The 24,015-nt window shown below is 71.2% G+C and carries 25 protein-coding genes; 8 read left to right on the top strand and 17 right to left on the bottom strand.

Going from position 1 to position 24,015, the window contains the following annotated elements:
- Positions 1 to 10: 10 nt before the first annotated feature.
- Genes ABZ459_RS15635 through ABZ459_RS15645 form a run of 3 tightly spaced genes read left to right on the top strand, consistent with a single transcriptional unit; the run spans position 11 to position 3,453 of the window.
- On the top strand, positions 11 to 1,288 hold the full coding sequence (locus tag ABZ459_RS15635) for an extracellular solute-binding protein (RefSeq protein ID WP_357970889.1): 1,278 nt from the start codon (positions 11 to 13) through the stop codon (positions 1,286 to 1,288).
- A gap of 10 nt (positions 1,289 to 1,298) precedes the next feature.
- Positions 1,299 to 2,579, top strand: coding sequence for a Gfo/Idh/MocA family oxidoreductase (locus ABZ459_RS15640; RefSeq protein ID WP_357970891.1), 1,281 nt, complete (start codon positions 1,299 to 1,301; stop codon positions 2,577 to 2,579).
- 16 nt (positions 2,580 to 2,595) lie between these two features.
- On the top strand, positions 2,596 to 3,453 hold the full coding sequence (locus tag ABZ459_RS15645) for a hypothetical protein (protein ID WP_357970892.1): 858 nt from the start codon (positions 2,596 to 2,598) through the stop codon (positions 3,451 to 3,453).
- Here ABZ459_RS15645 and ABZ459_RS15650 read toward each other — a convergent pair.
- The 7 genes from ABZ459_RS15650 to ABZ459_RS15680 all read right to left on the bottom strand — a co-directional run bounded on the left by ABZ459_RS15650 (position 3,425) and on the right by ABZ459_RS15680 (position 10,019).
- Positions 3,425 to 5,209 (bottom strand): ABC transporter substrate-binding protein, encoded by a 1,785-nt coding sequence (locus ABZ459_RS15650; RefSeq protein WP_357970893.1) that lies wholly within the window; start codon positions 5,207 to 5,209, stop codon positions 3,425 to 3,427. The genes ABZ459_RS15645 and ABZ459_RS15650 overlap by 29 nt on opposite strands.
- Positions 5,210 to 5,228: 19 nt before the next feature.
- A complete protein-coding gene (locus ABZ459_RS15655; RefSeq protein WP_357971207.1) occupies positions 5,229 to 5,492 on the bottom strand; it encodes a DUF2160 family membrane protein in 264 nt (87 codons plus the stop codon).
- Positions 5,493 to 5,503: 11 nt separating this feature from the next.
- The gene (locus ABZ459_RS15660) at positions 5,504 to 6,256 is read right to left on the bottom strand and encodes a carbohydrate ABC transporter permease (RefSeq protein WP_357971208.1); all 753 of its coding nucleotides are present in this window, start codon (positions 6,254 to 6,256) and stop codon (positions 5,504 to 5,506) included.
- A gap of 62 nt (positions 6,257 to 6,318) precedes the next feature.
- The gene (locus ABZ459_RS15665) at positions 6,319 to 7,287 is read right to left on the bottom strand and encodes a sugar ABC transporter permease (protein ID WP_357970894.1); all 969 of its coding nucleotides are present in this window, start codon (positions 7,285 to 7,287) and stop codon (positions 6,319 to 6,321) included.
- On the bottom strand, positions 7,284 to 8,390 hold the full coding sequence (locus tag ABZ459_RS15670) for an ABC transporter ATP-binding protein (protein WP_357970896.1): 1,107 nt from the start codon (positions 8,388 to 8,390) through the stop codon (positions 7,284 to 7,286). The genes ABZ459_RS15665 and ABZ459_RS15670 overlap by 4 nt, the downstream gene beginning before the upstream one ends.
- Positions 8,383 to 9,474, bottom strand: a complete 1,092-nt coding sequence (locus ABZ459_RS15675; RefSeq protein ID WP_357970898.1) for an ABC transporter ATP-binding protein — start codon at positions 9,472 to 9,474, stop codon at positions 8,383 to 8,385. The genes ABZ459_RS15670 and ABZ459_RS15675 overlap by 8 nt, the downstream gene beginning before the upstream one ends.
- 116 nt (positions 9,475 to 9,590) lie before the next feature.
- Complete coding sequence (locus tag ABZ459_RS15680) at positions 9,591 to 10,019, bottom strand: MarR family transcriptional regulator (protein ID WP_357970900.1); 429 nt, start codon at positions 10,017 to 10,019, stop codon at positions 9,591 to 9,593.
- Between the two features lie 63 nt (positions 10,020 to 10,082).
- On the opposite strand from ABZ459_RS15680, the gene ABZ459_RS15685 reads away from it, so the two are divergent.
- Positions 10,083 to 10,472 (top strand): VOC family protein, encoded by a 390-nt coding sequence (locus ABZ459_RS15685; protein WP_357970901.1) that lies wholly within the window; start codon positions 10,083 to 10,085, stop codon positions 10,470 to 10,472.
- Positions 10,473 to 10,485: 13 nt separating this feature from the next.
- On the opposite strand, the gene ABZ459_RS15690 is transcribed toward ABZ459_RS15685, so the two are convergent.
- Positions 10,486 to 11,268: an SDR family oxidoreductase gene (locus ABZ459_RS15690; RefSeq protein ID WP_357971209.1), complete on the bottom strand. Its 783-nt coding sequence runs from the start codon at positions 11,266 to 11,268 to the stop codon at positions 10,486 to 10,488.
- 106 nt (positions 11,269 to 11,374) lie between these two features.
- On the opposite strand from ABZ459_RS15690, the gene ABZ459_RS15695 reads away from it, so the two are divergent.
- Positions 11,375 to 12,949: a DUF4434 domain-containing protein gene (locus ABZ459_RS15695; protein WP_357970903.1), complete on the top strand. Its 1,575-nt coding sequence runs from the start codon at positions 11,375 to 11,377 to the stop codon at positions 12,947 to 12,949.
- Positions 12,950 to 13,001: 52 nt separating this feature from the next.
- Here the strand turns inward: ABZ459_RS15695 and ABZ459_RS15700 are convergent, their stop codons facing one another.
- The gene (locus ABZ459_RS15700; protein ID WP_357970905.1) at positions 13,002 to 13,661 is read right to left on the bottom strand and encodes a TetR/AcrR family transcriptional regulator C-terminal domain-containing protein; all 660 of its coding nucleotides are present in this window, start codon (positions 13,659 to 13,661) and stop codon (positions 13,002 to 13,004) included.
- Between the two features lie 80 nt (positions 13,662 to 13,741).
- Here ABZ459_RS15700 and ABZ459_RS15705 point away from each other — a divergent pair, with 80 nt between their 5' ends.
- On the top strand, positions 13,742 to 14,170 hold the full coding sequence (locus ABZ459_RS15705) for a hypothetical protein (RefSeq protein ID WP_357970907.1): 429 nt from the start codon (positions 13,742 to 13,744) through the stop codon (positions 14,168 to 14,170).
- Entirely contained in the window at positions 14,167 to 14,691 is a 525-nt protein-coding gene (locus ABZ459_RS15710) for a nitroreductase/quinone reductase family protein (RefSeq protein ID WP_357970908.1), read from the top strand. Before ABZ459_RS15705 ends, ABZ459_RS15710 begins: the two co-directional genes overlap by 4 nt.
- Here ABZ459_RS15710 and ABZ459_RS15715 read toward each other — a convergent pair.
- Positions 14,677 to 15,558, bottom strand: a complete 882-nt coding sequence (locus ABZ459_RS15715) for an arginase family protein (RefSeq protein WP_357970910.1) — start codon at positions 15,556 to 15,558, stop codon at positions 14,677 to 14,679. The two genes, ABZ459_RS15710 and ABZ459_RS15715, sit on opposite strands and share 15 nt — an antisense overlap.
- A 28-nt stretch (positions 15,559 to 15,586) precedes the next feature.
- On the opposite strand from ABZ459_RS15715, the gene ABZ459_RS15720 reads away from it, so the two are divergent.
- Entirely contained in the window at positions 15,587 to 16,117 is a 531-nt protein-coding gene (locus ABZ459_RS15720) for a CGNR zinc finger domain-containing protein (protein ID WP_357970912.1), read from the top strand.
- A gap of 31 nt (positions 16,118 to 16,148) precedes the next feature.
- On the opposite strand, the gene efeB is transcribed toward ABZ459_RS15720, so the two are convergent.
- The 7 genes from efeB to ABZ459_RS15755 all read right to left on the bottom strand — a co-directional run bounded on the left by efeB (position 16,149) and on the right by ABZ459_RS15755 (position 23,995).
- Positions 16,149 to 17,411 (bottom strand): iron uptake transporter deferrochelatase/peroxidase subunit, encoded by a 1,263-nt coding sequence (efeB, locus tag ABZ459_RS15725; protein WP_357970914.1) that lies wholly within the window; start codon positions 17,409 to 17,411, stop codon positions 16,149 to 16,151.
- Between the two features lie 15 nt (positions 17,412 to 17,426).
- Complete coding sequence (efeO, locus tag ABZ459_RS15730; protein ID WP_357970916.1) at positions 17,427 to 18,566, bottom strand: iron uptake system protein EfeO; 1,140 nt, start codon at positions 18,564 to 18,566, stop codon at positions 17,427 to 17,429.
- Positions 18,567 to 18,577: 11 nt separating this feature from the next.
- Positions 18,578 to 19,411, bottom strand: coding sequence for an iron uptake transporter permease EfeU (gene efeU, locus ABZ459_RS15735; protein WP_357970917.1), 834 nt, complete (start codon positions 19,409 to 19,411; stop codon positions 18,578 to 18,580).
- Between the two features lie 123 nt (positions 19,412 to 19,534).
- Positions 19,535 to 20,902, bottom strand: a complete 1,368-nt coding sequence (locus ABZ459_RS15740; protein ID WP_357970919.1) for a cellulase family glycosylhydrolase — start codon at positions 20,900 to 20,902, stop codon at positions 19,535 to 19,537.
- 2 nt (positions 20,903 to 20,904) lie between these two features.
- Entirely contained in the window at positions 20,905 to 21,750 is an 846-nt protein-coding gene (locus ABZ459_RS15745) for a carbohydrate ABC transporter permease (RefSeq protein WP_357970921.1), read from the bottom strand.
- On the bottom strand, positions 21,747 to 22,706 hold the full coding sequence (locus ABZ459_RS15750) for a sugar ABC transporter permease (protein ID WP_357970923.1): 960 nt from the start codon (positions 22,704 to 22,706) through the stop codon (positions 21,747 to 21,749). The genes ABZ459_RS15745 and ABZ459_RS15750 overlap by 4 nt, the downstream gene beginning before the upstream one ends.
- Complete coding sequence (locus ABZ459_RS15755) at positions 22,703 to 23,995, bottom strand: extracellular solute-binding protein (protein ID WP_357970924.1); 1,293 nt, start codon at positions 23,993 to 23,995, stop codon at positions 22,703 to 22,705. Before ABZ459_RS15755 ends, ABZ459_RS15750 begins: the two co-directional genes overlap by 4 nt.
- Positions 23,996 to 24,015 lie beyond the last annotated feature (20 nt).

The following is a 24,015-nucleotide window of genomic DNA, read 5'->3' on the forward strand; positions in this document are numbered from 1 at the left end:
AGGTAGAGCCGTGAGCTCTGGCAAGAAGACGTGGTCGGCGGCCCTGCTCGCCACCGCCGTGCTGGCGGTCACCGCGGCCTGCGGCAGCGGCGGCGACGACGCCGGCGGGAAGGTCAAGCTGCGCTTCTCCTACTGGGGCAGCGACGCGCGGCAGAAGATGACCGAGGAGGCCATCAAGAAGTTCGAGGCCAAGAACCCGGGCATCGACGTCGAGGGCGAGTTCTCCGACTTCGCCAGCTACTACGAGACGCTGTCCACGAAGGTCGCCGCCAGCGACGCCCCGGACGTCATCACCCTGGAGATCCGCGGCCTTCGCGAGTACGCCGACCGCGGCACGCTGGCCGACCTGACCGGCAAGGTCCAGACCGCCGACATCGACCCCAAGCTGCTCGGCACCGGCGGCATCGACGGCAAGCAGTTCGCCGTCCCCACCGGCGCGAACGTCTTCTCGGTGGTGCTCAACCCGGCCCTGGTGGAGTCGGCCGGGCAGAAGGTGCCCGACGACACCAAGTGGACGTGGAAGGACTACGTCGACCTCAGCTCGAAGATCACCGCCAAGGGCGGCGGCACGGTCTACGGCACCCAGCTCAACTGGAACCCCGCCTTCCTGCAGATCTTCGCCGCCCAGCGCGGCGAACCCTTCTACCAGGGCAACAAGATCGGCGTCACGCCCCGGACGATCGTGGCCTGGTGGCAGGTCATGCTGGACACGATCAAGGCCAAGGGCAGCCCCGACGCCGCCAAGACCGCCGAGGTCGGCGCGACCAGCGTGGACCAGTCGCTGCTGGCCACCAACACCGGTGCGTCCGGCATGTGGTGGAGCAACCAGCTCGGCGCGGTCGCCAAGGCGTCGGGCAAGGAGATGAGCCTGCTGCGCCTGCCCAAGGAGGAGGGCGCCACCAGCGGCGGCATGTTCCTCCAGCCGGCGATGTTCTACACCGCCTCCGCCAAGAGCGGGCACGCCGCCGAGGCCGCCAAGTTCATCGACTTCATGATCAACGACGCCGAGGTCGGCGGGATCATCCTCAGCGACCGCGGCCTGCCCGCCAGCTCGAAGGTCCTGGCCGCGGTCAAGGACAAGCTGCCGCCCGCGGACCAGAAGACGCTGCAGTTCGTCGACTCCATCAAGGGCGAGCTGGCCGACCCGCCCGCCGCGCCGCCGAAGGGCGCCAGCGCCCTGGAGGACATGCTCAAGCGGTACACCGAGGAGGTCATCTTCGGCCGGATGGCCCCCGACGCCGCCGCCCAGAAGTTCCTGACCGAGGCCAACGCCGCCCTCGGCGGCTGAGAGGACGACCATGAGGTACGCGTTCGTCGGGCTCGGGCACCGCGCGCAGCTGTACGTCGACGCGCTGCTCGGCGAGTGGCGCGACACCGGCACCGTCGTCGCCCTGTGCGACACCAACCGGACCCGCATGGACTACTACGCCGAGCGGATCGGCCACGAGGTGCCGTGCTTCGCCCCCGCCGAGTTCGGCAAGGTGCTCGAACTCGCCGACGCGGTCGTGGTCGCGACCGTGGACGCCGCGCACGCTCGCTACGTGTGCGCGGCCCTGGACGCGGGCCGCGACGTCATCGTGGAGAAACCGCTCACCGTGGACGCCGAGAGCTGCGCGGCCATCGCCGAGTCGGCCCGGCGGAGCACCGGAAGGCTGATCGTCACCTTCAACTACCGGTACTCGCCGCGCAACTCGGCCGTGCGCCGCCTGCTCATGGACGGCGCGATCGGCGAGGTGACGTCCGCGCACTTCGAGTGGACGCTCGACACCATCCACGGCGCGGACTACTTCCGCCGCTGGCACCGCGACCGGGCCGGCTCCGGCGGCCTGCTCGTGCACAAGTCCACCCACCACTTCGACCTGGTCAACTGGTGGCTCGGGGCGGCGCCGGAGACCGTCTTCGCGCAGACCTCGCTGCGGTTCTACGGCTCGGCCAACGCACGGTCGCGGGGGCTGGCCGACCGTCCAGAACGCGGCCGGGGCGCGCCCGGCCTCGGCAGCGACCCGTTCATCCTGGACATCGCCGCCGATCCCCGGCTCAAGCGCCTCTACCTGGACGCCGAGCACGAGGACGGCTACGTCCGGGACCAGGACGTCTTCGGCGACGGCGTGACCATCGACGACAACATGGCGGTCCTCGTCCGGTACGACAGCGGGGCGCTGCTGACGTACTCGCTGAACGCCCACGCGCCCTTCGAGGGCTACCGGGTGGCGTTCAACGGGACGGCGGGACGGCTGGACCTGGAGGTGGTCGAGCGGGCCTGGACGCCGCCGCACGCGGCGATCGACCCGAGCGCCGCGTCCAAGGAGCACGCCGCCGGGGCATGGGAGCGGCTCACCCTGCGCCCCCACTGGGCGGAGCCGCGCGAGGTGCCGATCGAGTCGGGCGCGGGCGGCCACGGCGGCGGCGACCGGCTGCTGCTGGACGACGTGTTCCGCGGCGCGACCGGCGACCCGCTGGCCCGGCAGGCGGGCCATCTGGACGGCATCCGCAGCGTCCTGACCGGCGTCGCGGCCAACCTGTCGGCCGCCTCGGGCGCCCCCGTGCACCTGGCGGACACCGGCACCCGCCTTGCCTGACGGGTCCGCCCCGGCTGTGTTCGGTGAACTGGCCGAGGTCGTCGGCGGGCAGTGGCGGCTGTTCCCGTCCCTGCCGGGGCCGGAGCTGCGCGCGGCGGCCCGGCAGGCGATCGGGGTGCCCGCCCTGACCGCCGGGGACGTGCGGGTCGAGCGCACGTGGACCGACGGCGGCCTGCACGGCGAGGAGCTGTCGTGGACGGTCGGGTTCGGGCCGCGTACCAGGGCGTACCTGCTGAGACCGCGCGACCACGGCGGCCCGCTGCCCGGCGTGGTGGCGCTGCACTGCCACGCGGGCATGAAGTGGGCGGGCAAGGAGAAGATCGCCGACGGCCCGGAAGGGCCGTCGCCCGAGGTGCGGCGGCTGCGGCGGGACGTCTACGGCGGCCGCGCGTTCGCCGGCGAGCTGGCCCGCCGCGGGTTCGCCGTCCTCGCCCACGACGTGCTCACCTGGGGCAGCCGCCGCTTCGCGCTCGACGTCCCGGAAGGGGAGAGCGGCCTCGCCGACCGGTACGACCGCGCGGCGGCCCGGCACGAGCACGTCGTGGCCAAGCACTGCGCCCTGCTCGGCACCTCGTTCGCCGGGGTGGTGGCGGGCGAGGAGGGCCTGTCGCGGCTGGGCGACTGGCCCGACCTGGTGGCCGCCCGCGCGCCCGCCCCCCTCATGGTCCAGTACGCCCTGCGCGACGAGCTGTTCCCGCAGGCCGGGATGCGCCGTGCCCACGCCCGCATCGGCGCGCGCTACCGCGACGCCCCCGGCCGCTACGAGGCCGTGTTCGCGCCGGCCCCGCACGGCTTCGACGTGCCCATGCAGGAGCGCGCCTTCGGCTGGCTGGCGCGGGAGCTGGTCAGCCGCCCGCCTTCCACCGGGCGATGAGCTTGTCGTAGTCGAGCGTGGCCGGCTCGCCGCGCTCGTCGGCCAGCTTCGGCGCGGGCGCGCCCGGCTGGTCGAACCAGTACTGGGCCGGACGCTCGGGGTTCAGCTTGGGCGCGCACTGGCCGCCGTAGCCCTGGCGTTCGCGCGACAGGCGTTCCAGCCGGGCCAGGATCTCGTCCTGCTGCCTGGCCAGGTTGTCCATCGACTGCTGCGGGGTGGTCTCGCCGGTGACGGCGGTGGCCACGTTCTGCCACCAGAGCTGGGCCAGCTTGGGGTAGTCGGGCACGTTCGTGCCGGTCGGGGTCCACTGCTTGCGGGCGGGGGAGTTGTAGAACTCGATCAGGCCGCCGTACCTGGCGGCGTTGTCCTTGAAGTAGTCGCTCTTGATGTCGGAGTCGCGGATGAAGGTCAGCCCGGTGATCGACTTCTTCAGCGACACCGTCTTGGACGTGACGAACTGGGCGTAGAGCCAGGCCGCGGCCCTGCGGTCCTTCGGGGTGTTGTTGAGCAGCGTCCACGAGCCCGCGTCCTGGTAGCCGAGCTTGTTGCCGTCCTTCCAGTAGACGCCGTGCGGGCTGGGCGCGATGCGCCACTTGGGGGTGCCGTCGTCGTTGACGACCGGCAGGCCCTTCTTGGTCATGTCGGCCGTGAACGTGGTGTACCAGAAGATCTGCTGGGCGATGTTCCCCTGCGCCGGGACCGGGCCCGCCTCGCTGAAGTTCATGCCGGCGGCCTCGCGGGGCGCGTACTTCTTCAGCCAGTCCACGTACTTGGTGAGCGCGTACACCGAGGCAGGGCCGTTGGTGTCGCCGCCGCGGGTGACCGACGAGCCCACCGGACGGCAGTTCTCCACCCGGATGCCCCAGTCGTCCACCGGCAGGCCGTTGGGGATGCCGGGGTCGCCGTTGCCCGCCATGGACAGCCAGGCGTCGGTGAAGCGCCAGCCCAGCGAGGGGTCCTTGCGGCCGTAGTCCATGTGGCCGTAGACCTTCCGGCCCTCGACGGTCCCGTTGCCGTTGACCTTGTTGCTGAAGAAGTCGGCGATGTCCTCGTAGGCCGCCCAGTTGACCGGCACGCCCAGGTCGTAGCCGTAGGCGTCCTTGAACTGCTTCTTGATCGCCGGGTCGGTGAACCAGTCGTAGCGGAACCAGTAGAGGTTCGCGAACTGCTGGTCGGGGAGCTGGTAGATCTTCTTGTCGGGGCCGGTGGTGAAGCTGATGCCGATGAAGTCGTTCAGGTCGAGGGTGGGGGAGGTGACGTTCCTGCCCTCCCCGGCCATGTAGTCCGACAGCGGGAACACGTACGTGCCGCGCGAGTGGGTGCCGATGAGGTCGGAGTCGTTGACGTAGGCGTCGTAGATGTTCTGGTCGCCCTGGATCTGCGTCTGGAGCTTCTCGATGACGTCGCCCTCCTGGATCAGGTCGTGCTTGACCCTGATCCCGGTGATCTCGGTGAACGCCCTGGCCAGCTTCTGCGACTCGTACTCGTGCGTGGTGATCGTCTCGGACACCACGTTGATCTGCATGCCCCGGTACGGCGCCGCCGCCTTGATGAACCAGTCCATCTCCGCCAGTTGCCGGTCCTTGGACAGGGTGCTCGGCGTGAACTCCTCCGACACCCACCGCTGCGCCGCGGCCCTGCCGTCGGCCTCCTTGAAGTCGCTCTTCGGCTGCTCCTCGCCGCCGCCCGTGCAACCGGCCGCCACCAGGGCCAGCGCCGCCACGACCGCCGCCGCGACACCCACCGCATGCCTCATCGCCTGGCTCCTCTTCCTCTCAGCCCCATATCCCGATCACGACCACGACCAGCAGCGCGACGCCGAGCGCCGCCCACATGGACAGGTCGGTGACTGCAATCCACAGGGCCAGCACGACGGCCGCGCTGATCAGGCCGATGTACAGCCGGTCGCCCCGGTCGGTCTCGATCCGCAGGAACCCCCGCCTGGCCACGGGCGGCGAGACCCGCGCCCAGACGGCCATCACGCACAGGAGCAGCCCCAGCCCGGCGAACACCAGGGCCGTGGGGGCGGTCCACACCATCCACTGCACGGTCAGACCCTCCCCAGGGCGAACCCCTTGGCTATGTAGTTGCGCACGAACCAGATGACGACGGCCCCCGGGACGATGGTCAGCACGCCGGCCGCGGCCAGCAGCCCCCAGTCCACGCCCGCCGCGCTCACCGTCCGCGTCATGGTGGCCGCGATGGGCTTGGCGTCCACCGACGTGATCGTCCTGGCGATCAGCAGCTCCACCCAGCTGAACATGAAGCAGAAGAACGCGGTGACGCCGAGCGCGGACCGGATCATCGGCAGGAAGATCCGGACGAAGAAGCGCGGCAGCGAGTACCCGTCGACGGCCGCGGTCTCGTCGATCTCCCGGGGGATCCCCGACATGAAGCCTTCCAGGATCCAGACCGCCAGCGGCACGTTGAACAGCATGTGCGCGATCGCCACGCCCAGGTGCGTGTCGAACAGCCCGACCGCCTGGTAGATCTGGAAGAACGGCAGCAGGAAGACCGCCGGCGGCGCCATCCGGTTCGTCAGCAGCCAGAAGAACAGGTGCTTGTCCCCGGCGAAGCGGAACCGCGAGAACGCGTACGCCGCCGGCAGCGCCACGACGAGCGACATGACCGCGTTCATCGAGGTGTAGACGATGGAGTTGAGGTAGCTCGAATACCACGACGGGTCGGTGAAGAACGTGACGTAGTTGTCGAAGGTCACCCGCTGCGGGATCAGCGAGAAGCTGCCCAGGATGTCCTCGTTCGGGCGGATGGACATGCCGAACATCCACAGCAGCGGCAACATCAGCGTGGCGGCGTACAGCCAGAAGACCGTGCGCGCCCACGGCAGCCGATGGCGCGTGGAACTCACCTCCCCGCCCTGGTCAGCACGGTGAAGAAGACGTAACAGGCGATCTGCACGAGCAGGAAGTACAGCAGCGAGAACGCGCCCGCCGGGCCCAGGTCGAACTGACCGACGGCGATCTTCGACAGCAGGATGCTCAGGAACGAGGTCGCGTTCCCCGGCCCGCCCCCGGTCACCACGAACGGCTCGGTGTAGATCATGAAGCTGTCCATGAACCGCAGCAGGATCGCGATCGTCAGCACCCCGCGCAGCCTCGGGAGCTGGATGTGCCGGAACGTCGCCCACGCCGACGCGCCGTCGATCTGCGCCGCCTGGAAGTACGGCTCGGGGATCGACCGCAGCCCCGCGTAGGCCAGCAGCGCCACCAGCGGCGTCCAGTGCCACACGTCCATGACCAGGACGGTGATCCAGGCGTCGGCCGAGTCGAGGGTGTAGTTGAAGTTGACGCGCAGCACGTTGTTGACCACCCAGCCGCCGAGCCCGATGTCGCCGCGGGCGAAGATCTGCCAGATCGTGCCCACGACGTTCCACGGGATGAGCAGCGGCAGCGCCACCAGCACCAGCGCCGCCGACACCCAGACCCCGCGGCGCGGCATGCAGACCGCGATGGCCACCCCGAGCGGGACCTCCACCAGCAGCACCTGCGCCGAGAACAGCAGCGTGCGCACGAGCGCCGCGCGCACCTCGGGGTCGCGGGCGATCTGCCGGAACCAGTCCAGGCCGACGAACACCCGGTCCACCGGGCTGAAGACGTCCTGAACGGAGAAGTTCACGACGGTCATCAGCGGGATCACCGCGGTGAAGGCCACCGACACCACGACCGGCAGCACCAGCAGCCAGGCCCGGTTGTCCCGCGGACGGGGATCGGCGCGCGGCCCGGCGGCCCCGGCAGCCTCGGCGGCGGGCGCGGCGACGGCCGGTTCGACCTCGCCACCCGCCTGGCTGCCCGCGACGGCGGTCCGGTCGCTCACGCCTGCCCCCTTCCGTCCAGGGGTGCGAGCGAGCCGCACCTGACCTCGTCGCGGAACAGGAACGTCCGGTCCGCGGGGAAATGCAGGAACTCGACCGTGCCCGGCGTCCAGGACGAGCCCGCCTCGGTCCTGGCGATCACCGGATGGCCGCCGACCTCGGCGCGTACCAGGTCGTGCGAGCCCATGCGGTCGATCCCGGTCACCCTGGCCGCCACGCCGGGCCCGACGGGCGGCCCGCCGACCTGGACGAACTCGGGCCGCACGCCGATCCGCACCGGCCCCGGCGGCAGCCCGCCGCCCACTGTGCCACCCACCGCACCGACCTCCGAGCGTCCGATCCGGACCACGTCGCCGTCGATCTCGGCGGGCAGCACGTTCATGCCGGGCGAGCCGATGAAGTGCCCGACGAACTCGTGCGCGGGCGACAGGAACAGCTCGGCCGGCTCCCCGGCCTGCACGATCTCGCCGTCGTTGAGCACGACCACCTCGTCGGCGAAGGTCAGCGCCTCGGTCTGGTCGTGGGTGACGTAGACCAGGGTGTGGCCGGTGTCGCGGTGGATCTCCTTGAGCTTGCTGCGCAGCGTCCACTTCAGCGCCGGGTCCACCACGGTCAGCGGCTCGTCGAGCAGCACGGCGGCCACCTGCTCGCGCACCAGGCCGCGGCCCAGGCTGACGATCTGCTTGCGGCCCGGGTCGAGCCGGCGTGCCCGGCGGCGCAGCACGTCGTCCAGGCCCAGCATGGCCGAGACCCGCAGCACGCGCCGGCGGACCTCCTCGGCCGGGACCTTCCTGTTGCGCAGCGGGAAGGCCAGGTTGTCGTAGACGGACATCTCCTCGTACAGGACGGGGAACTGGAAGACCTGCGCGATGTTGCGGCCGGCCGTGGGGACCCCGGTGACCTCGCGGTCGTCGAACCAGATCCGGCCCACCGTGGGCCTGAGCAGCCCCGAGACGATGTTCAGCAGCGTCGTCTTGCCGCAGCCGCTCGGGCCGAGCAGGGCGTAGGCCCTGGCACTGCGCCAGGTCCAGGTCGTCGGCCTGAGCGCCCACGTGCGGCCGCCGTCGTAGCTGTGGCCCACGCCTTCCAGGCGGATGTCAGCCATGCCGTCCCGCCCCCGCCGCCGGGGCGACCGGTAATCGGCCGCCGGCCTCGTCGAACACGAAGATGTGCCGCGGGTCCACGTACGCGGTGGCCGCCTGGCCCGGCGTGAACTGGCGGGTGCCCGGCAGGTGGGCCACCAGGTGCCGGCGTCCCGCCAGCAGCAGGTGCAGGAACGTCGCACCGCCGGTCACCTCGGCCAGCCTGATCTCGGCGGGCAGTTCCAGCACGCCGGGGCCGGTCCTGGTGATCGTCACCTGGTGGGGGCGGATGCCCAGCACGACCCGATCGCCGGAGGTGGTGGCGTGCGGTGCGGGGAAGGAGATGCCCATGACCTCGATCCGGCCGTCCTTGACCGTGCCGGGCAGCAGGTTCAGCGGCGGGTCGCTGAGCGTGGCCGCGACGGCGAGCGTGGGCGGCTCGGCGTACATGGTGGCCGGGTCGCCGACGTGCCGCACCCGGCCCTCGCCGAGCACCACGGCGGGCGCGGCGAAGGTCAGGGCCTCGTTCGGGTCGGCGGTGGAGTAGAGCACGACGCCCGGCGAGCCGGTGAACATGCGCTTGAGGTCCTCGCGCAACTGCTCCCGGAGTTTGAAGTCGAGGTTGGCCAGCGGCTCGTCGAGCAGCAGCACGTCCACGGGTCTGGCCAGCGCGCGGGCGATCGCCGTGCGCTGCTGCTGGCCGCCCGACAGCTCCGCGGGCCTGCGGCCCAGCAGGTCGCCGAGGCCCATGACCGCGGCCACCTCCCGCACCCGCCGGTCGATGCCGTCCTTCCGGTACGACCGGTCCAGCCGCAACGGCGAGGCGATGTTCTCGTAAACGGTGAGGGACGGGTAATTGATGAATTGCTGATAGACGAAGGCGATCGAGCGCTTTCGCACGGAAATCGAGGTGACGTCATTTCCGTTGACCAGCACCCGTCCCGAATCGGGCGGCTGCAACCCGGCGGCGACCCGCATGAGCGTGGTCTTTCCCGAGTTCATCGGGCCGACGAGGGTGGTCAGTCCGTGCGGTAGTTCCAGGTGGATGTCGTCGAGCCAGGTCTCCCCGCGCTGCCGTACGCGGACGCCATCGAGGATCAGCGTCACAATGCCCGGTCCTCTCTCCCGGAGCTTGCCCTCCATCTAACATGATCTGATTCTTTGTGCAAAGAGGGCAGTTGTTGTGACAGTTGTTCGTCAGTTGACGGGAGTTATGGGATTTGTCAAGGAGAGAATAGTTTCGTGACCAGACTGTGGAGGTCGCGGCGCTCGGCGTCCGTCAGCGGGGCGAGCGTCTGGCGTTCGACGTCCGCTACCACCGCGCGGGCCCGTTCCAGGGCGTCCCGGCCGGCGGCGGTCAGCGAGATCCGGTAGCGGCGGCGGTCGGCGGGGTCGCGCTCCCGGGCGGCCAGCCCCTCGGCGATGAGGCCGTCCATCAGGCGGACCATGTCGCTCGGGTCGAGGCCCAGCCGGTCGCCGACCTCCCGCTGGGCGGCCGGGCCGAAGTCGTCGAGCGTGGCCAGCGCCGCGAACTCCCACAGGCTCAGCCCCGTGTCGGCGGTGAGCCGCGCGGCCAGGGCACGCCGGTTGGCGACGCCGACCTTGTGCAGCACGAAGGTGGTCGTCCTGAGCAGGGTGGGTGGCAGTTCCATCTCATCGAGAAGTGTAGGTTGTTCCCAATAGTTGGTGATGACCCACTAATTCGGAGGATCAGGATGGACGCCCTCTACCCTCGGCTGCTGGTGCGCGACTTCCCGGCGAGCGTCGCCTTCTACCGGGCCGCCCTCGGGCTGGAGCCGGTGAAGGTGCTGACGGAGGCCGCCTACGCCAACTGGGACATCGACGGCCAGGCCGGACTCGTGCTCTTCGGCCGCGACCACGTCGCCGAGGTCGTCGGCACGTCCGGGCTGCCGGCGGCGGGCGCCCAGGACACGGTGATGCTGGTGATGCGGGTCGACGACGTCGACGGCGAGGCCGACCGGCTCGCCGGGCTGGGCGCCACCGTCGCCGCGCCGCCCCAGGACCGGCCCGCCTGGGGGCCCGGCCTGCGCACCGCCCACCTGCGCGACCCGGAGGGCAACCTGATCGAGCTCCAGTCGTACTGAGCGCGGGCGGGGGTCAGGGCAGGATGGCGTCCACGTAGCCGCCGTCCACGCGCAGGGCGCCGCCGGTGGTCGCCGAGGCGAGCGGCGAGCTGAGGTAGACGACCATGTTGGCGATCTCCTCGGGCTCGATCAGCCGCTGGAGCAGCGACTGCGGACGGTGCTCGCGCATGAACGCCCGCTGCGCCTCCTCCCACGGCAGCTCCCGGTCCACGAGCTGGTAGACGAACTCCTCCACGCCGCCGGTGTGCGTGGGCCCGGCGATCACCGAGTTGACCGTCACCCCGCTGCCGGCGGCCTCCTTGGCGAACCCGCGCGAGACGGCCAGCAGCGCCGTCTTGCTCATGCCGTAGTGGATCATCTCGGTGGGCGTGACGATGGCCGAGTCGCTGGCGATGTACTGGATCCGGCCCCAGCCGCGCTCGATCATGCCGGGCAGGTAGGCGCGCGTGAGGCGCACCGCCGACAGGACGTTGACCTCGAAGAAGCGCCGCCACTCCGCGTCGTCGATCTCCAGCGCCGGCCTGGCCTCGAAGATGCCCAGGTTGTTGACCAGGATGTCCACCTGCGGCAGCGAGCCGAGGACCCGCTGGAGCCCTTCGTCGGTGGAGACGTCGCCGGGCGCGGCGACCAGGCCGCGGTGGTCCATGCGCTCGATGGCCGATGCCACCGAGCGTTCGCTGCGGCCGTTGACGCCGACGCGCGCGCCCGCCCGTGCCAGACCGGTCGCGATGGCCGACCCGATGCCCTGGGTCGAGCCCGTGACCAGCGCCGTCTTCCCGCTGAGGTCGATGCTCACCATGACTCCATTGTCCGTGCCGCCTCGCGGCCGACCGGCCCCGGGGCACTACCGGCCGCGGATCGGGTAGATGCCTACTCTGGTCGCTACGTCGAGGGGAGCATGGGTGCGCCGGTTACGGTGGCTGGTCGTGATGGTGGTCCTCGCCGTCCTCGTCGTGGTCCCGGCCGGGCCCGGCGCCGGCGACGACGGGTGCCCGCCCAGGGACACGCGGGTGATCTCGCCGTACGCGATCACCGGATACTGGGTCATGCCGCGGGCCGACGTGTGCGTCACGCGGCGGACGGTGGAGGCGATCCACTCGCTCGGCGGCGACACGCTCGTCACGTTCGGGCCGCGGTTCGACGCCGGGCCGATGGAGGCGGAGTTCGCCGCCTGCCGGGTGGACGGACGGCCCTGCGCGCGGGTGCCCGGCAAGCGGATCCGGCACGTCTACACGTACGTGACCAGCGAGGAGTTCGGGCGCTCCGTGCTGCGCTGTCCGGGCCTCGACCGGCGGATCGAGAGCGGCGGGCGGATCTTCTACCGCGTGTCGCTGGCCGCGTCGTGCGCCGCGCGCGTCCAGGACCTGGTGCTGGTCTCCACCGACGGCGACGGGCTGGGCAACCTGGTCGAGGAGGCGGCGGCGTACGGGATGAGGGTGTTCCCCGGGCTGCCCGCCGCGCCGCAGCGGCGGGGCAAGCCGTGGGAGCCCGACCTCGCGCACCTCGCCGCGCTGAACGCCTTCACCACGCGGGTGCTGGCCGGCTACCGGGAGCGGTTCGGCGGGTCGGTCGCCTTCGGCGGCGTCTACCAGTCGTTCGAGCTGGCCATGCGCGAACGGGGTCCGCGCGACCCTGTCCTCGCCCTGTACGCGGCCCAGCACGCGGCGGTCGCCGCCGCGCTGCCCGGCCGGAAGATCCTGGTCAGCCCCTACATCGACGCCCGCAGGGGCCGCGGTTTCCCGCCCGGCCAGGTGCCCGGCGGGCTGGCCGACATCGCCGCCACCCGGGCCGGCGCGCCCATGGCCGTCGCCGTGCAGGACGGGCGGGGCACCGGCAAGGTCCCCGTGCACGGGATCGAGGAGGGCGGGTCCATGGTCGCCTCCCGGCTCGTCCCGGTGGTCGGGCGGGTGCGCAACGCCGACGGCTACTACGGGCCCACCAGGGACTACATCGAGGCGGCGGCCAGGAGCGTGCCCGCCGGGGTCGAGCTGTGGGTCAACGTCGAGGGCTTCGAGCCCGCCCCCGCGGACGGCGAGTGCGGGCGGGTCGAGCCGCTGCCGTTGCGGGGGCGTACCAGCAAGGCCCGGCTCGACCAGCAGATCATGGCGACCGGCGGGCACGCCGCGAAGATCATCTCCTACGGCTGGGAGCCCTTCTTCACCTGCCAGGCGAGCCCGTCCACCCCTTCGCTGGCCGACGACATCGCGAACGGCGGGCGGCAGCCGATCATCGTGAACGCCTACCGCGAGGAACGGGACGGACGGCCCGGGATCACCGTCGAGGGCTACAACCTGCGCGGCGGCACCCTGCGCTTCACCTCGCCCGGCGGCCGTGCGGTCGGCGTGGCCCAGCGGTGGCACGGGCCGGGCCGCCCCGAGTCGGCGTGGGCGCCCTACGTCCCGCCCGGCCCCTGGACCTCGGTCACCGCCACGAACGCCGCCGGCCGGACCAGCACGAGCGGGTACGTCTTCCGCTAGCGCTCGCCGCTTCCGCCAGGGTTCGCCGCCTCGGCGGGGTTCGCCGCTTCCGCTAGGGTGCGCCGGCGAAGCCGCGCAGCATGGCTTCGAGCGCGAAGACGAAGCGGCGGTCGGTCCCCGAGGACGGCTGGGCGCGCCGCGCCCGGGTGGCCTCGGCCAGCAGCGGGGTCTCCAGCAGGTCCGGCTCGGGGATGTCGCGCATCGCGGTGCCGGCCGCGGCCCGCTCGGCGGCACCCCCGGCGGCCAGGACGGCGACGTGGCCGACGACGAACCCGGTCACGGCGTAGAGCATGTCCAGCGCGCGGTCCGGCGGCAGCCCCGCCGCGCGCAGCACGCGGAGCCCCTCCTCCATCAGGCGCAGGTTCCCGGGCGTGATCGCGGGACGGCTGACCACCAGGGGGAGGACGTTCGGATGCGCGAGCAGGGCGCGCAGCAGCGCGTGGGCGTACTCGCGCAGGCCCTCCTGCCATGAGGCGGCCTCGGTCAGCAGCGGCGCGGCCTGCGTGACGACCTGCTCGACCAGGCCGTCGAGCAGCGCGTCCTTGCTGTCGACGTGCTGGTAGAGGGACATGGCCTCGACCCCGAGCTCCTGGCCGATGCGGCGCATGGACAGCGCCTTCAGCCCTTCGCGGTCGGCGAGCGCGAGAGCCGCCCGCAGGATGGCCTGCCGGGTCAGTCCGGCGTTCTGGCCGCGGGTGCGCTTCGGGGACATGGTGCCCTTTCTCGATTCTTACGTGGTAAGTATAGTAGAAACATACTTTGTAAGAATGTTGACCGGAAAGGATCCATGTCATGACAGGGAAGCCGCGCGGAGCCCTCGCCCTGCTGTGGGGCGGCGCCGCGCTCACGGTGCTCGTCACCCTCTTCGCCTTCGCCTACCGCTCCGGGCTGGTCGAGTACCTCAGGGCCGGCTATCCGGAGCTGGGGCCGGGCAGGATCGACGAGGGGGTCACCACGTACACGGTGATCCTCTCGGTCGTGGGGGCGCTCGGGCTGGCCGGCTGGCTCGTCACCGTCCGGGCGGCGGGCGCGGGCGGGGGGTGGGCCCGCTGGCTGGGGGCCGGGCTGTTCGTGGTGGCGTCGTGCTTCGCGCTCGCGGGCCTGACCGTCCGGGACACCAACGGCGAGGTCGGCCTGGTGCCGCTGCTCGGCTGGTTGCAGGTGCTTCCGCTGGTCCCGGGGCTGGTGGCGGTCGTGCTGCTGTGGAGGAGGGTGCGGTGACCCGGGTCGCCCACTGGCCGGCGGCGCTCAAGCGCCTGATGTACCGGGGCGGGCGGCCCAACGCGCTCATGCGCGCGATGAACCGGCTCGACGCGCTGACGTACGCGTCCCGGTGGCTGCCGCTGCCCCAGGGCGCCGTGCTCCAGGTGGTGGGACGCCGCAGCGGGGCCCTCACGTCGGTGCCCGTCGCGGTCGCCGGGCATGAGGGCGGCGAGTACCTCGTGTCCATGCTCGGCCCGGAGGCGAACTGGGTGCGCAACGTCCGGGCCGCCGGTGGCCGGGCCGTGTTGCGACGTCGCGGGCGGGCGGCGCCGATCAGGCTGGTGGAGGTCCCGGTCGAGCGCCGCGCCGAGATCCTGCGCCGCTACGCCGCCGTCGCACCCGGCGCGCGGCCCCATCTCGGTCTCGGCCCGAAGGCGCCGCTGGACCGTTTCCGCCGGATCGCGGCTGGTCATCCCGTCTTCCGCATCCTGCGGGCGGACGGCTCCGCCCCGGACGGCCACGGGTCAGCTCAGGGCTGAGACGAGGATGTCGGTCAGGGTGGCCGCCTGGCTGCCGTCCTCGTCGAGGTCGGGGTCGAAGATGGTGAACTGGATCCCGGCCGCCCCGGGCAGCGCGAGCAGCCCGCGGAGCAGACCGGCGAGCTGGTCGCCGGTCAGGCCGCCGGGGGAGGGCGAGTCGACGGCCGACACCACGGACGGGTCGAGCACGTCGGCGTCCACGTGGATCCAGAACCCGTCCAGGTCGTCGCGCACGAGCACGCGCTCGGCGGCCTCCAGGGGGATGTCGTTCCCGGCGACGTAGGCGATGCCGTCGTCGGCGAGGTCCTTGACGTCCTCGTCGTCCCGGACGCCGAGCACGATGACGTCCTCGTCCCGGACGTACGGGCGCAGGCCGTCGATGTCGGTCAGGTAGTCGTCGCCGCGGCCGGTCACCAGGGCCAGGTCCTCGCCGGCCGCCGCGCCGACGTGCGGCGAGTTGCCGAGGTGCCGGAAGTCGGTGTGGGCGTCGAGGTAGGCCACCCCGTAGCGGCCCGTCCGGCGCAGGGCGAGCACGGAGCCGAGCAGGATCGAGCAGTCGCCGCCGAGCAGGACGGGGAAGCCGCCGCCCTCCCTGATCCCGGCCACGCGGTCGGCCAGCCGCCGGGTGTAGGCGGCGATGGCCGCGCCGTTGCGCACGCCGTCGCCGGGCTTCCAGGTGGCCACGTAGCGGGGCGGGACCAGCGCGCCCGCGTCGGCCGCGCCGATCCGCGCGACCAGCCCGTTGTCCCGCAACGCCCAGGGAGCCTTGTAGCAGCCGGGGATGACATCCTCGGCGAGTGGACGCAGGCCGAGGTTGGACGGCGCGTCGAGGACGGTCAGTTTTCTGTCAGGGGTTATAGTGCTCATAGTCGTGACGGTAGCAGGAGGATGAGGGATGCGCCAGTTCACCGAGACGGGTCTCGTGGCCGTCGACCTGGCCAACACGTGGGACGAGTACCTGGACGATCCCGAACGGCTGCCCGACGTGGCGGAGCTGCGCCGCTTCTGCCGCGAGCTGGCTGAAGACGACCACGGGCTCGGGGAGGAGGACCTGCGGGAGGTCAGGGAGGTGCGCGAACGGCTGCGCGCGGTGCTGGCCGCCGAGCCCGCCGACCGGGCCGGGGCACTGGCGGAGTGGGTGGCCGGGCTGCCGGCGCGGGCGGCGGTGGAGCACGCGGGCGGTGTGCCCCGGCTGCGGCTGGTCGCGCCGGACGGGGCGACGGCGGCGGGCAGGCTCGCCGTACGGGCCGTCACCGAGCTGCTGGAGATCGCCGCGGCAGGCGACTGGGAACGGCTGCGCCAGTGCGCGGCCACGCCGTGCACCGACGCCTTCGTCGACCGGAGCCGGCCGGGCAAGCGGCAGTTCTGCTCGACCCGCTGCGCCAACCGCGCCCACGCCCAGGCCTCCCGCGCCCGCCACCGCTGACGGCGGGAGCGGGCGCGGCGCCGCGAGGGGGTCAGGCGAACAGGGTGCGGCCCCAGTAGTCGCCCGCGTCCTGGACGCCGGGCGGGCAGGCGAACAGGCCGCTGGAGACGTGCTTGATGTACTCGTTGAGCGCGTCGTGCCGGGCCAGGTTCATCTGCACGGGCACGAACTGCTTGCGCGGGTCGCGCTGGTAGGCGATGAAGAACAGGCCGGCGTCCAGGCGGCCGAGGCCGTCGGAGCCGTCGACGAAGTTGTAGCCGCGGCGCAGCAGGTGGGCGTTGCCGTTGTTGCTCGGGTGCGCCAGCCTGACGTGCGAGTCGTCCTTGATCAGCGGCTGCCCGTCGGGGCCCTTGACGGCGAAGTCCACGGCGTCGAACTCGGCCTTCTTGCCCAGCGGCGCGCCCTCGCCCTTGTCCCGGCCGAAGATCTGCTCCTGCTCGGCGAGCGAGGCGCGGTCCCAGGTCTCGATCGTCATGCGGATCTTCCTGGTGACCATGTACGTGCCGCCCGCCATCCAGGCGGTGCCGTCCGAGCCGCCGGCCCACAGGTGGTCGCGCAGCAGGTCGGCGTCCTCCAGCTTCATGTTGTTGGTGCCGTCCTTGAAGCCCAGGAGGTTGCGCGGCGTGGCCTGGGCCCGCGACGTGGACGACGTACGGCCGAAACCGAGCTGCGACCAGCGCACCGAGACCTTGCCGAAGCCGATCCTGGCCAGGTTGCGGATGGCGTGCACGGCCACCTGGGGGTCGTGCGCGCACGCCTGGACGCAGATGTCCCCGCCCGAGATCTCCGGGATGAGCTGTTCGCCGGGGAACTTCGGCAGGTCGGCCAGCGCGGCCGGCCGTTTGTCCGCCAGCCCGAACCGGTCGTCGAACAGCGACGGGCCGAACCCGATCGTCAGCGTCAGCCCCGAGGCGGGCAGCCCCAGCGCCTCGCCGGTGTCGTCGGGCGCCGCCTCGGCCGCACCGCCCACCGCGCCGAACGCCCCGGCCTCCTTGCCCTGCGTCAGCCGGGCCGCCGCGGCCGTCCACTCCTGGAGCAGGTCGACCAGCTCGGCCTTCTTGTCGGTGATGACGTCGAAGGCGACGAAGTGCAGCCGGTCCTGGGCGGGCGTGACGACGCCCGCCTGGTGCTGCCCGTAGAACGGGTACGGATCGGACGTCGAGGCGGCGTGCGCGACCGGCGGCTCCTCCAGCAGCGACCTGGTCGTCACCGCCCCCGCCCCGAGCACGGCCGCTCCCGCGGCCCCGAGCCCGAACAGCTTGCGGCGGCTCATCCGCCCGCCGGCCTGCGACATCGCCCCCACCTCCCGTTACTTGGCGATGACCGGTGCGATCTTACTGATCGGCTCGGCCAGCGCGTTGATCGCGTCGGACAGCGCCTTCAGCTCGGCCTTGGACAGCTCGTCGTGCAGCTTCCAGCCGTCGCCCTTCTGGTGCGCGCCCAGCGCGGCCTCCGCGGCGGCGAACTTCTCGTCCAGCGTCTTGACCAGGTCGGGGGAGCGCTGCTCCAGCACCGGGCGCAGCGACTGCACGGCGGCCTTGGAGCCCTGGAGGTTGGCGTCGAAGTCCCACAGGTCGGTGTGCGACCAGATGTCCTCCTCGCCGGTGATCTTCCCGGAGGCCACCTCGTCGAGCAGTTCCTTGGCGCCGTTGGCCAGGTTGAGCGGGGTCAACTCGGCGGCGTTGGACTTCTGGACGATGGTCTTGACGTCGGCGATCAGCTTGTCGGCGACCGGGCCGTCCTTGCTGATGTCCTTCTTGATCCACAGATCCTTCTCGATCCGGTGGAATCCGGTCCACTCCTCGCCGTCGGCCAGGTCGGCCTCGCGGGCGTCGATGGCCGGGTCGAGGTCGCCGAAGATCTCCGCGACCGGCTCGATGCGCTCCCAGTACGTCCGCGAGACCGGGTACAGCTCCTTGGCCTTGTCGATCTCGCCGGCCTTGACGGCGTCCACGAACTCCTGCGTCTTGACCAGCAGCGTGTCGCTCTGCGACTTGATGTAGCGCTTGTAGCTGGCGACGGCGTCGGCGAGCTGGGCGTCGGAGGTGAGCGCCTTGTGCTCGCCGGTCACCTTCAGTGCGTTGCGGATGCCCTTGCCCACCATGCCGGGCTTGCAGACGGCCTCGTACGCGCCGGCCGGCAGCTCGGCCACCAGCTCCCTGGTCAGGCCGGGCACGATGTTCTCGACCTCGGCCATCACCCGGTCACCGGGGGCGTACACGTAGAACTCGGTCACCTTGGACCCGCCGTTGGTGATCGTGAACGTGCTCGTGCCCGCCGCGATCTCGGCGGTCGCGACCTTGCACTCGGTGTCGGACGCGGCCACGGTGATCTTGCCGGGCGCGGCGGCGGGCCCCTTGGCGGCCTCCGTGGCGGTGGTGCCCGAACCGCACGCGGTCAGGCCCGCGAGGGCGAGCGCGCCGAAGGACAGGCTGATGGCGGTACGCATGATGCTCCTGTTCAGGCCGCGGGTGCGGTGGAGGCGGGAGTGGTCTTCACCCGCTGTGGCAGCAGGAAGAGGAAGAGAGTGGGCACGAGGTAGACGATCCAGGCCACGGCCTCGGCGATGCTCGGCTGCGGCGTGATGTTGAGCATGCCGGAAAGCAGTGCGCCGTACCAGGAATCGGCGGGCAGCACGGCGCTGATGTCGAAGGCGTAGGAGCTCAGGCCGGGCAGGATGTTGGCCTCCTGGAGGTCGTGCACGCCGTACTTGAAGATGCCGGCGGCGACCAGGATGAGCAGCAGGCCCGTCCAGGTGAAGAACTTGGTGAGGTTGATCTTCAGCGCGCTCTTGTACAGCCCCCAGCCGATGACCACCGACGTGAGCAGGCCGAGCGCGATGCCGAGCAGGGGGTCCATGGTGGCGGTCGCGCCCTGGACGGCGGCGAAGAACAGCAGCGCCGTCTCCAGCCCCTCGCGGGCCACGGCCAGGAAGGCCATCACGACCACCGCGAGCGAGCCCATCTGCAGCGCGTCGGAGAGCTTGCCCCGCAGCTCACCGGAGAGCGCGCGGGCGGTGCGCCGCATCCAGAAGATCATCCAGGTGACGAAGGCGACGGCGAGCAGCGAGGTGATCGCGTCGAACAGCTCCTGCCCCATGTGCCCGAGGTTGGCGGCGGTGAAGGTCAGCAGCGCGCCGAAGCCGACGGACAGCGCGACCGCCGCGGCGACGCCCGTCCAGACCTGGGGGAGCTTGTCCTTCCTGTCGCTCTTGACGAGGAAGGCGATGAGGACGGAGACGACGAGCGTCGCCTCCAGTCCCTCGCGCAGTCCGATGAGGTAGCTGGCGAACACCGTCACTCCTGCTGGCTGAGGAAAGGCTTACCTAAATTAGGGCAGCCGAAGCATACCTAGCGCAAGCAGTGATGGCGATAGTTTGCCCGGTGGTGTGACGCACCCGACTGTATGAGCGGTTTGTCACCCGGCGAGATTGCCGGCCAGCAGGTCGAGCAGCGGCTCACGCCGTACGCATTGCTCCAGCGCAAACGAGTCGGCCAGGGCCAGCAGCTCGTCGTCGCCGAGCCCCCTGAACAGCCCGGCGTACTCGGGCAGCAGGGCCTGGGCGAGGAGGATGTGCCTGATCAGGTCGTCGGTCTGGTAGCGGGCGCCCCACGGGTAGGGCGCCCAGTCCGGGAACTCGGTCTCGACCAGCCGGTGCAGCGGGGCGAGCACGTCGGCGCACTCCTCCATGGTCGAGCCCCACCGGTCCGCGCCGAGCCGCCGCTTCTTGCCGATGAACGCGCCGAACCTGTCCAGGTACGCCCCCGACGCGTGCACCAGCCCCTGGAGGCCCACGTCCTTGTACGTCCAGAGCGACCAGCCCGCGTCGTGGGCGTCGTAGATGTCGAGCTGGTCGCGCAGGACCTGGTAGCGCTGCGCGTCCCGGTCCGGGTCGCCGGTGTAGACCGGGCCGAACTCGCCCACCCACAACGGCGTGCCGGTCTCGCGCTGGAACCGGGACCGCCGGGCGAAGGTCTCCTCCAGCCGGCCGCGGTCGCACCACTCGCCCCTGGTGAGCCCCGGGTACGGGCCGCCGTGGGCGAACCCGGCCAGGGCGTAGTCGTGCATGACGAACACCGTGTTCTCGTACATCTCCCGGAACATCGAGAAATCGGTGGCGTAGGTGTTGCCATCCAGGAACAGGACGTGGTCCGGGTCGGCGGCCCGTACGGCCTTGACCAGCCGGTCGTAGAACGGGCCGACCACCTTGCCCGAGACGTCGCCCGGCTCGTTCACCATGTTGTACCCGGCCACCCAGGGATGTCCGCGGTAGTGGTCGGCCAGCGCCTCCCACAGGTGCACGGCCCGGTCCTGGAAGTGCCGGTGCTGCCAGAACGCCGCCACGTGCGTGGGGTTGTCGCTGTGCCAGTGCTGGTTCTGGGAACCGGGCAGGGCGTGCAGGTCGATCACGCTGTAGAGGCCGCGCTCGCCCAGCAGGCCGATCACCCGGTCGAGGTGCCGGAAGCCCCTCGGGTCGATCTCCATGGGCCGGTCGTCGGACTCCCAGTGGTGGTAGTTGACCGGGATGCGCACGCAGTTCATGCCCAGCCCGGCCAGCAGCCCGGCGTCGCTCCCGGTGAAGAACGAGGTGAGCAGCCGGTCGAAGAAGAGCTCGGCCCGCTCCTCGCCCAGCACGCCGGTCACGGCCGCGCGCATCGAGGTCTCGTTGGCGGGATAGCCGGTGATGAAGTTCTCCATGTTCATCCAGCCCCCGAGACCCACCCCCCTGAGCCGTACGGGTGTGCCTTCGGGGGTGAGGAGCCGGCTTCCGGAGACGTGGAGCATGTTCACCCTTTCGTCGCACCCGCGGTGAGCCCACCGACCAGGTGACGTTCAGCGATGGCGTAGAACCCGAGCGCCGGCACCATGGCCAGGATCAGGTAGGCGAGCACGCGGGCGGTGTCGGTGGCGTACTGGCCCTGGAACTGCTGGATGCCGAGCGGCAGCGTCCAGCTCGTCTCGTCGCTGAAGACCACCAGGGGCAGCATGAAGTTGTTCCAGCTGCCCACGACGGCCAGCACGGAGACCGTCGCCATGGCCGGGCGGGCCATCGGCAGCAGGATCCGCCAGAAGAACCCGAACGGCGAGCAGCCGTCGATGATCGCGGCCTCCTCGATCTCGCCCGGGATGCTCCGGAAGAACCCACGCAGGATGATGATCGTCAGCGGCAGCCCGAAGGCGGCCTGCGTCAGGATGACGCCGAGCGGGTCGTCCAGCAGCCCGAACGTGCGCAGCAGCACGAAGATCGGCAGGATGGCCACCGCGAACGGGAACATCAGCCCCGCGGTGAACAGCGTGAACAGCGCCTCCCTGCCCCGGAAGGCGAACCTGGCGAAGACGAACGCGGCCAGCGCCGCCAGCCCGACCATCACCACGGTCGTGGCGACCGCGATGAACGTGCTGTTCCACACCTGCCGCCAGAACGACCCCGAGCCGAGCACGTCGGTGTAGTTCGCGCTCACCCAGGGATCGGGCAGGCCGAAGGGGTTGCCCGACAGCTGGCTGTTGCTCTTGAACCCGCCGAGCAGCGCGTACCCGATCGGCGCCAGGACGAACGCGCCGACGGTCCAGGCGATCGCGTGCAGGGGCAGGGTGGGACGGCGCCGCCGCGCGGGCGGCCTTCCGTGGTTCATCGGCGGCCTCCCATGGACGTCGTCGCGCCCTCCAGGTCCCGGCGCAGCACCACGCGCTGGTAGACGAGGGCGAAGACGAGGCTGAGCGCGAACATCACGACGCTGATCGCGTTGGCGTAACCCACCTGGGAGCGCTTGAAGCCGAACTCCATCATGGTGACGGCCATCGTCTCCGAGGAGTGCGACGGGCCGCCCCCGGTGAGGATCCAGACCAGGTCGAACAGCTGGATGGTGTAGATGACCGACAGGAACACGCTGATCCGGACCGTCGGCCCGAGCAGCGGCAGCGTGACGTGCCGGAACGTCTCCCATGACGTCGCGCCGTCGATCTGCGCGGCCTCGATCAGCTCGTTCGGGATGCCCTGCCGTCCGGCCAGGTAGATCATCATGTGGAAGCCGAAGTACTTCCACGTCATGACCAGGAAGAGCGCGGGCATCACGGTGTCCGGATCGGCCAGGAACTCCGACTCCAGCCCGAACACCGACAGCAGCTGGTTCGCCATCCCGCCGTCCGGCGCGAGGATCAGCGAGAACAGCACGCCGGTGATCACCTCGGACAGCACGTACGGGGCGAAGAACACCAGCCGGTAGAGCGCCCGCCCCCGGATGCGCTGGTTCAGCAGCATCGCCACGGCCAGCGAGAACGGGAGCTGGACCAGCACCGACAACAGGACCAGGACCGCCAGGTGCCACAGGTCGGTGGCGAAGATGCCGGAGGACAGCAGCCTGGTGAAGTTGTCCAGCCCGACGAACTCGGTGGGCAGCCCGCCGAACCCGTTCCACTTGAACGCGCTGGCGTAGCCGGCCACCAGGATCGGGGCCACCACCAGCAGGAGGAAGAGCACCAGCGCGGGCAGCAGGAACAGCGCGATCGTCACCGCGCGCCCGCGCCGCCGCCCCGCCGGGGCGGGGGCCGGAGGCGCGACCGCCTCCGGCCCGCGGGTCAGCGTCGTCATTCGCTCTTGGCCACTTCGCTGATGTCCTGGCCGATCTGCTCCGGCGTCCTGGTCCCGGCGATCAGCTCGGCCACGCTGTCGTTGACCTGCTGGCCCACGGCCGGCGGGTAGGCCTGGTCCAGGTAGAGCTGGTAGCCGGAGGCGCCGGCCAGCAGCGTCGCGACCTGCTTGAGGTTGGCGTCCTTGACCGCGCTCTCCTCGCCCTTGAGCACCGGCAGCACGCCGCCCGCCGCCACCGCCTTGGTGTGCTGGTCCAGCTGCGTCATGAACTTCACGAACTCCACGGCCTCCTGGGGCGCGTCCGCGCCCACCGACAGGCCGTTGCCGCCGCCGAAGGCGTCGCCGATCGAGCCCTTGCCGCCCTCGACCGCGGGGAAGGGGAAGAAGCCCAGGTCGTCGCCGAGGCCCTTGCCCGCGTCCTTCTGCACGGCGGGCGCCCACTGACCCATGAGCTCCATGGCGGCCTTGCCGTTGGAGACCGTGGCCGCCTGCCCGTCGGGGGTGCCGTACCCCGCGCCGAGGAAGCCCTTCTGGAACGGCTGGAGGTCGGCCAGCGCCTTGACCTGCTGCCCGGCGGCCACGAAATCGGGCTTGGTGAAGTCGTGGTCCACGCCCGCCTGCGTGAGCGCGGGCAGGCCGGCGATGCGCATCGCCAGATAGGCCCAGTAGTAGTGGCCCGGCCACTTCTCCTTGCCGGCCAGCGCGATCGGGGTGGCGCCGGACGCCTTCAGCTTCTTGACGTCGTCGAGGAACTCCGCCCAGGTGGCGGGCGGGGCCGAGATGCCGGCCTTGGCGAAGAGCTTCTTGTTGTACCAGAAGCCGACCAGCCCGATGTCCGTCGGCAGCCCGTACGTCCTGCCGTCGAACTGGTACGCGCTCAGCGCCGCGGGGGTGAACGTGCCCAGCACGGAGGCGACGTCGCCCGAGACGTCCTTGACCAGGCCGGCGTCGATCTGCTGCTTGAGCACGCCGCCGCCCCACGTGACGAAGACGTCGGGGGCCTTGCCCGACTGGGTGATCGTGGTCAGCTTGGCCTTGTAGGCGTCGTTCTCCAGCACCGTCGCCTTGATGGTGACATTGGGGTGCGCGGCCTCGAAGTCCTTGGCCCGCTGCGCCCACAGGGACTTCAGCGGCTCGGCGGTGGACAGGTGCCACCATTCCAGCGTCACCTTGGCGGGCTTCTGGCCGGGCTGCGAGCCGCCGGGCTGCCCGCCGCTGTCGCCACTCCCGCCGCTGCCGCATCCGGCGACGAGCAGGGCGGTGGCCATGAGGATCAGACCGCGTTTCATCCAGGGGTCCCTTCATCGGG

It is taken from the genome of Nonomuraea sp. NPDC005692, assembly GCF_040631115.1.
GTDB lineage: Bacteria > Actinomycetota > Actinomycetes > Streptosporangiales > Streptosporangiaceae > Nonomuraea.

Coding starts and splice junctions, on each gene's coding strand:
- ABZ459_RS15750 (WP_357970923.1), bottom strand. CDS start 22,706: ATGACGACGCTGACCCGCGGGCCGGAGGCGGTCGCGCCTCCGGCCCCC.
- ABZ459_RS15715 (WP_357970910.1), bottom strand. CDS start 15,558: ATGAGCACTATAACCCCTGACAGAAAACTGACCGTCCTCGACGCGCCG.
- ABZ459_RS15755 (WP_357970924.1), bottom strand. CDS start 23,995: ATGAAACGCGGTCTGATCCTCATGGCCACCGCCCTGCTCGTCGCCGGA.
- ABZ459_RS15650 (WP_357970893.1), bottom strand. CDS start 5,209: ATGAGGCATGCGGTGGGTGTCGCGGCGGCGGTCGTGGCGGCGCTGGCC.
- efeB (WP_357970914.1), bottom strand. CDS start 17,411: ATGTCGCAGGCCGGCGGGCGGATGAGCCGCCGCAAGCTGTTCGGGCTC.
- ABZ459_RS15660 (WP_357971208.1), bottom strand. CDS start 6,256: ATGTTGCCGCTGCTGTGGATGTTCGGCATGTCCATCCGCCCGAACGAG.
- ABZ459_RS15700 (WP_357970905.1), bottom strand. CDS start 13,661: ATGTCCCCGAAGCGCACCCGCGGCCAGAACGCCGGACTGACCCGGCAG.
- ABZ459_RS15740 (WP_357970919.1), bottom strand. CDS start 20,902: ATGCTCCACGTCTCCGGAAGCCGGCTCCTCACCCCCGAAGGCACACCC.
- ABZ459_RS15670 (WP_357970896.1), bottom strand. CDS start 8,390: ATGGCTGACATCCGCCTGGAAGGCGTGGGCCACAGCTACGACGGCGGC.
- ABZ459_RS15680 (WP_357970900.1), bottom strand. CDS start 10,019: ATGGAACTGCCACCCACCCTGCTCAGGACGACCACCTTCGTGCTGCAC.
- ABZ459_RS15640 (WP_357970891.1), top strand. CDS start 1,299: ATGAGGTACGCGTTCGTCGGGCTCGGGCACCGCGCGCAGCTGTACGTC.
- ABZ459_RS15655 (WP_357971207.1), bottom strand. CDS start 5,492: ATGGTGTGGACCGCCCCCACGGCCCTGGTGTTCGCCGGGCTGGGGCTG.
- efeO (WP_357970916.1), bottom strand. CDS start 18,566: ATGCGTACCGCCATCAGCCTGTCCTTCGGCGCGCTCGCCCTCGCGGGC.
- ABZ459_RS15720 (WP_357970912.1), top strand. CDS start 15,587: ATGCGCCAGTTCACCGAGACGGGTCTCGTGGCCGTCGACCTGGCCAAC.
- ABZ459_RS15745 (WP_357970921.1), bottom strand. CDS start 21,750: ATGAACCACGGAAGGCCGCCCGCGCGGCGGCGCCGTCCCACCCTGCCC.
- ABZ459_RS15685 (WP_357970901.1), top strand. CDS start 10,083: ATGGACGCCCTCTACCCTCGGCTGCTGGTGCGCGACTTCCCGGCGAGC.
- ABZ459_RS15705 (WP_357970907.1), top strand. CDS start 13,742: ATGACAGGGAAGCCGCGCGGAGCCCTCGCCCTGCTGTGGGGCGGCGCC.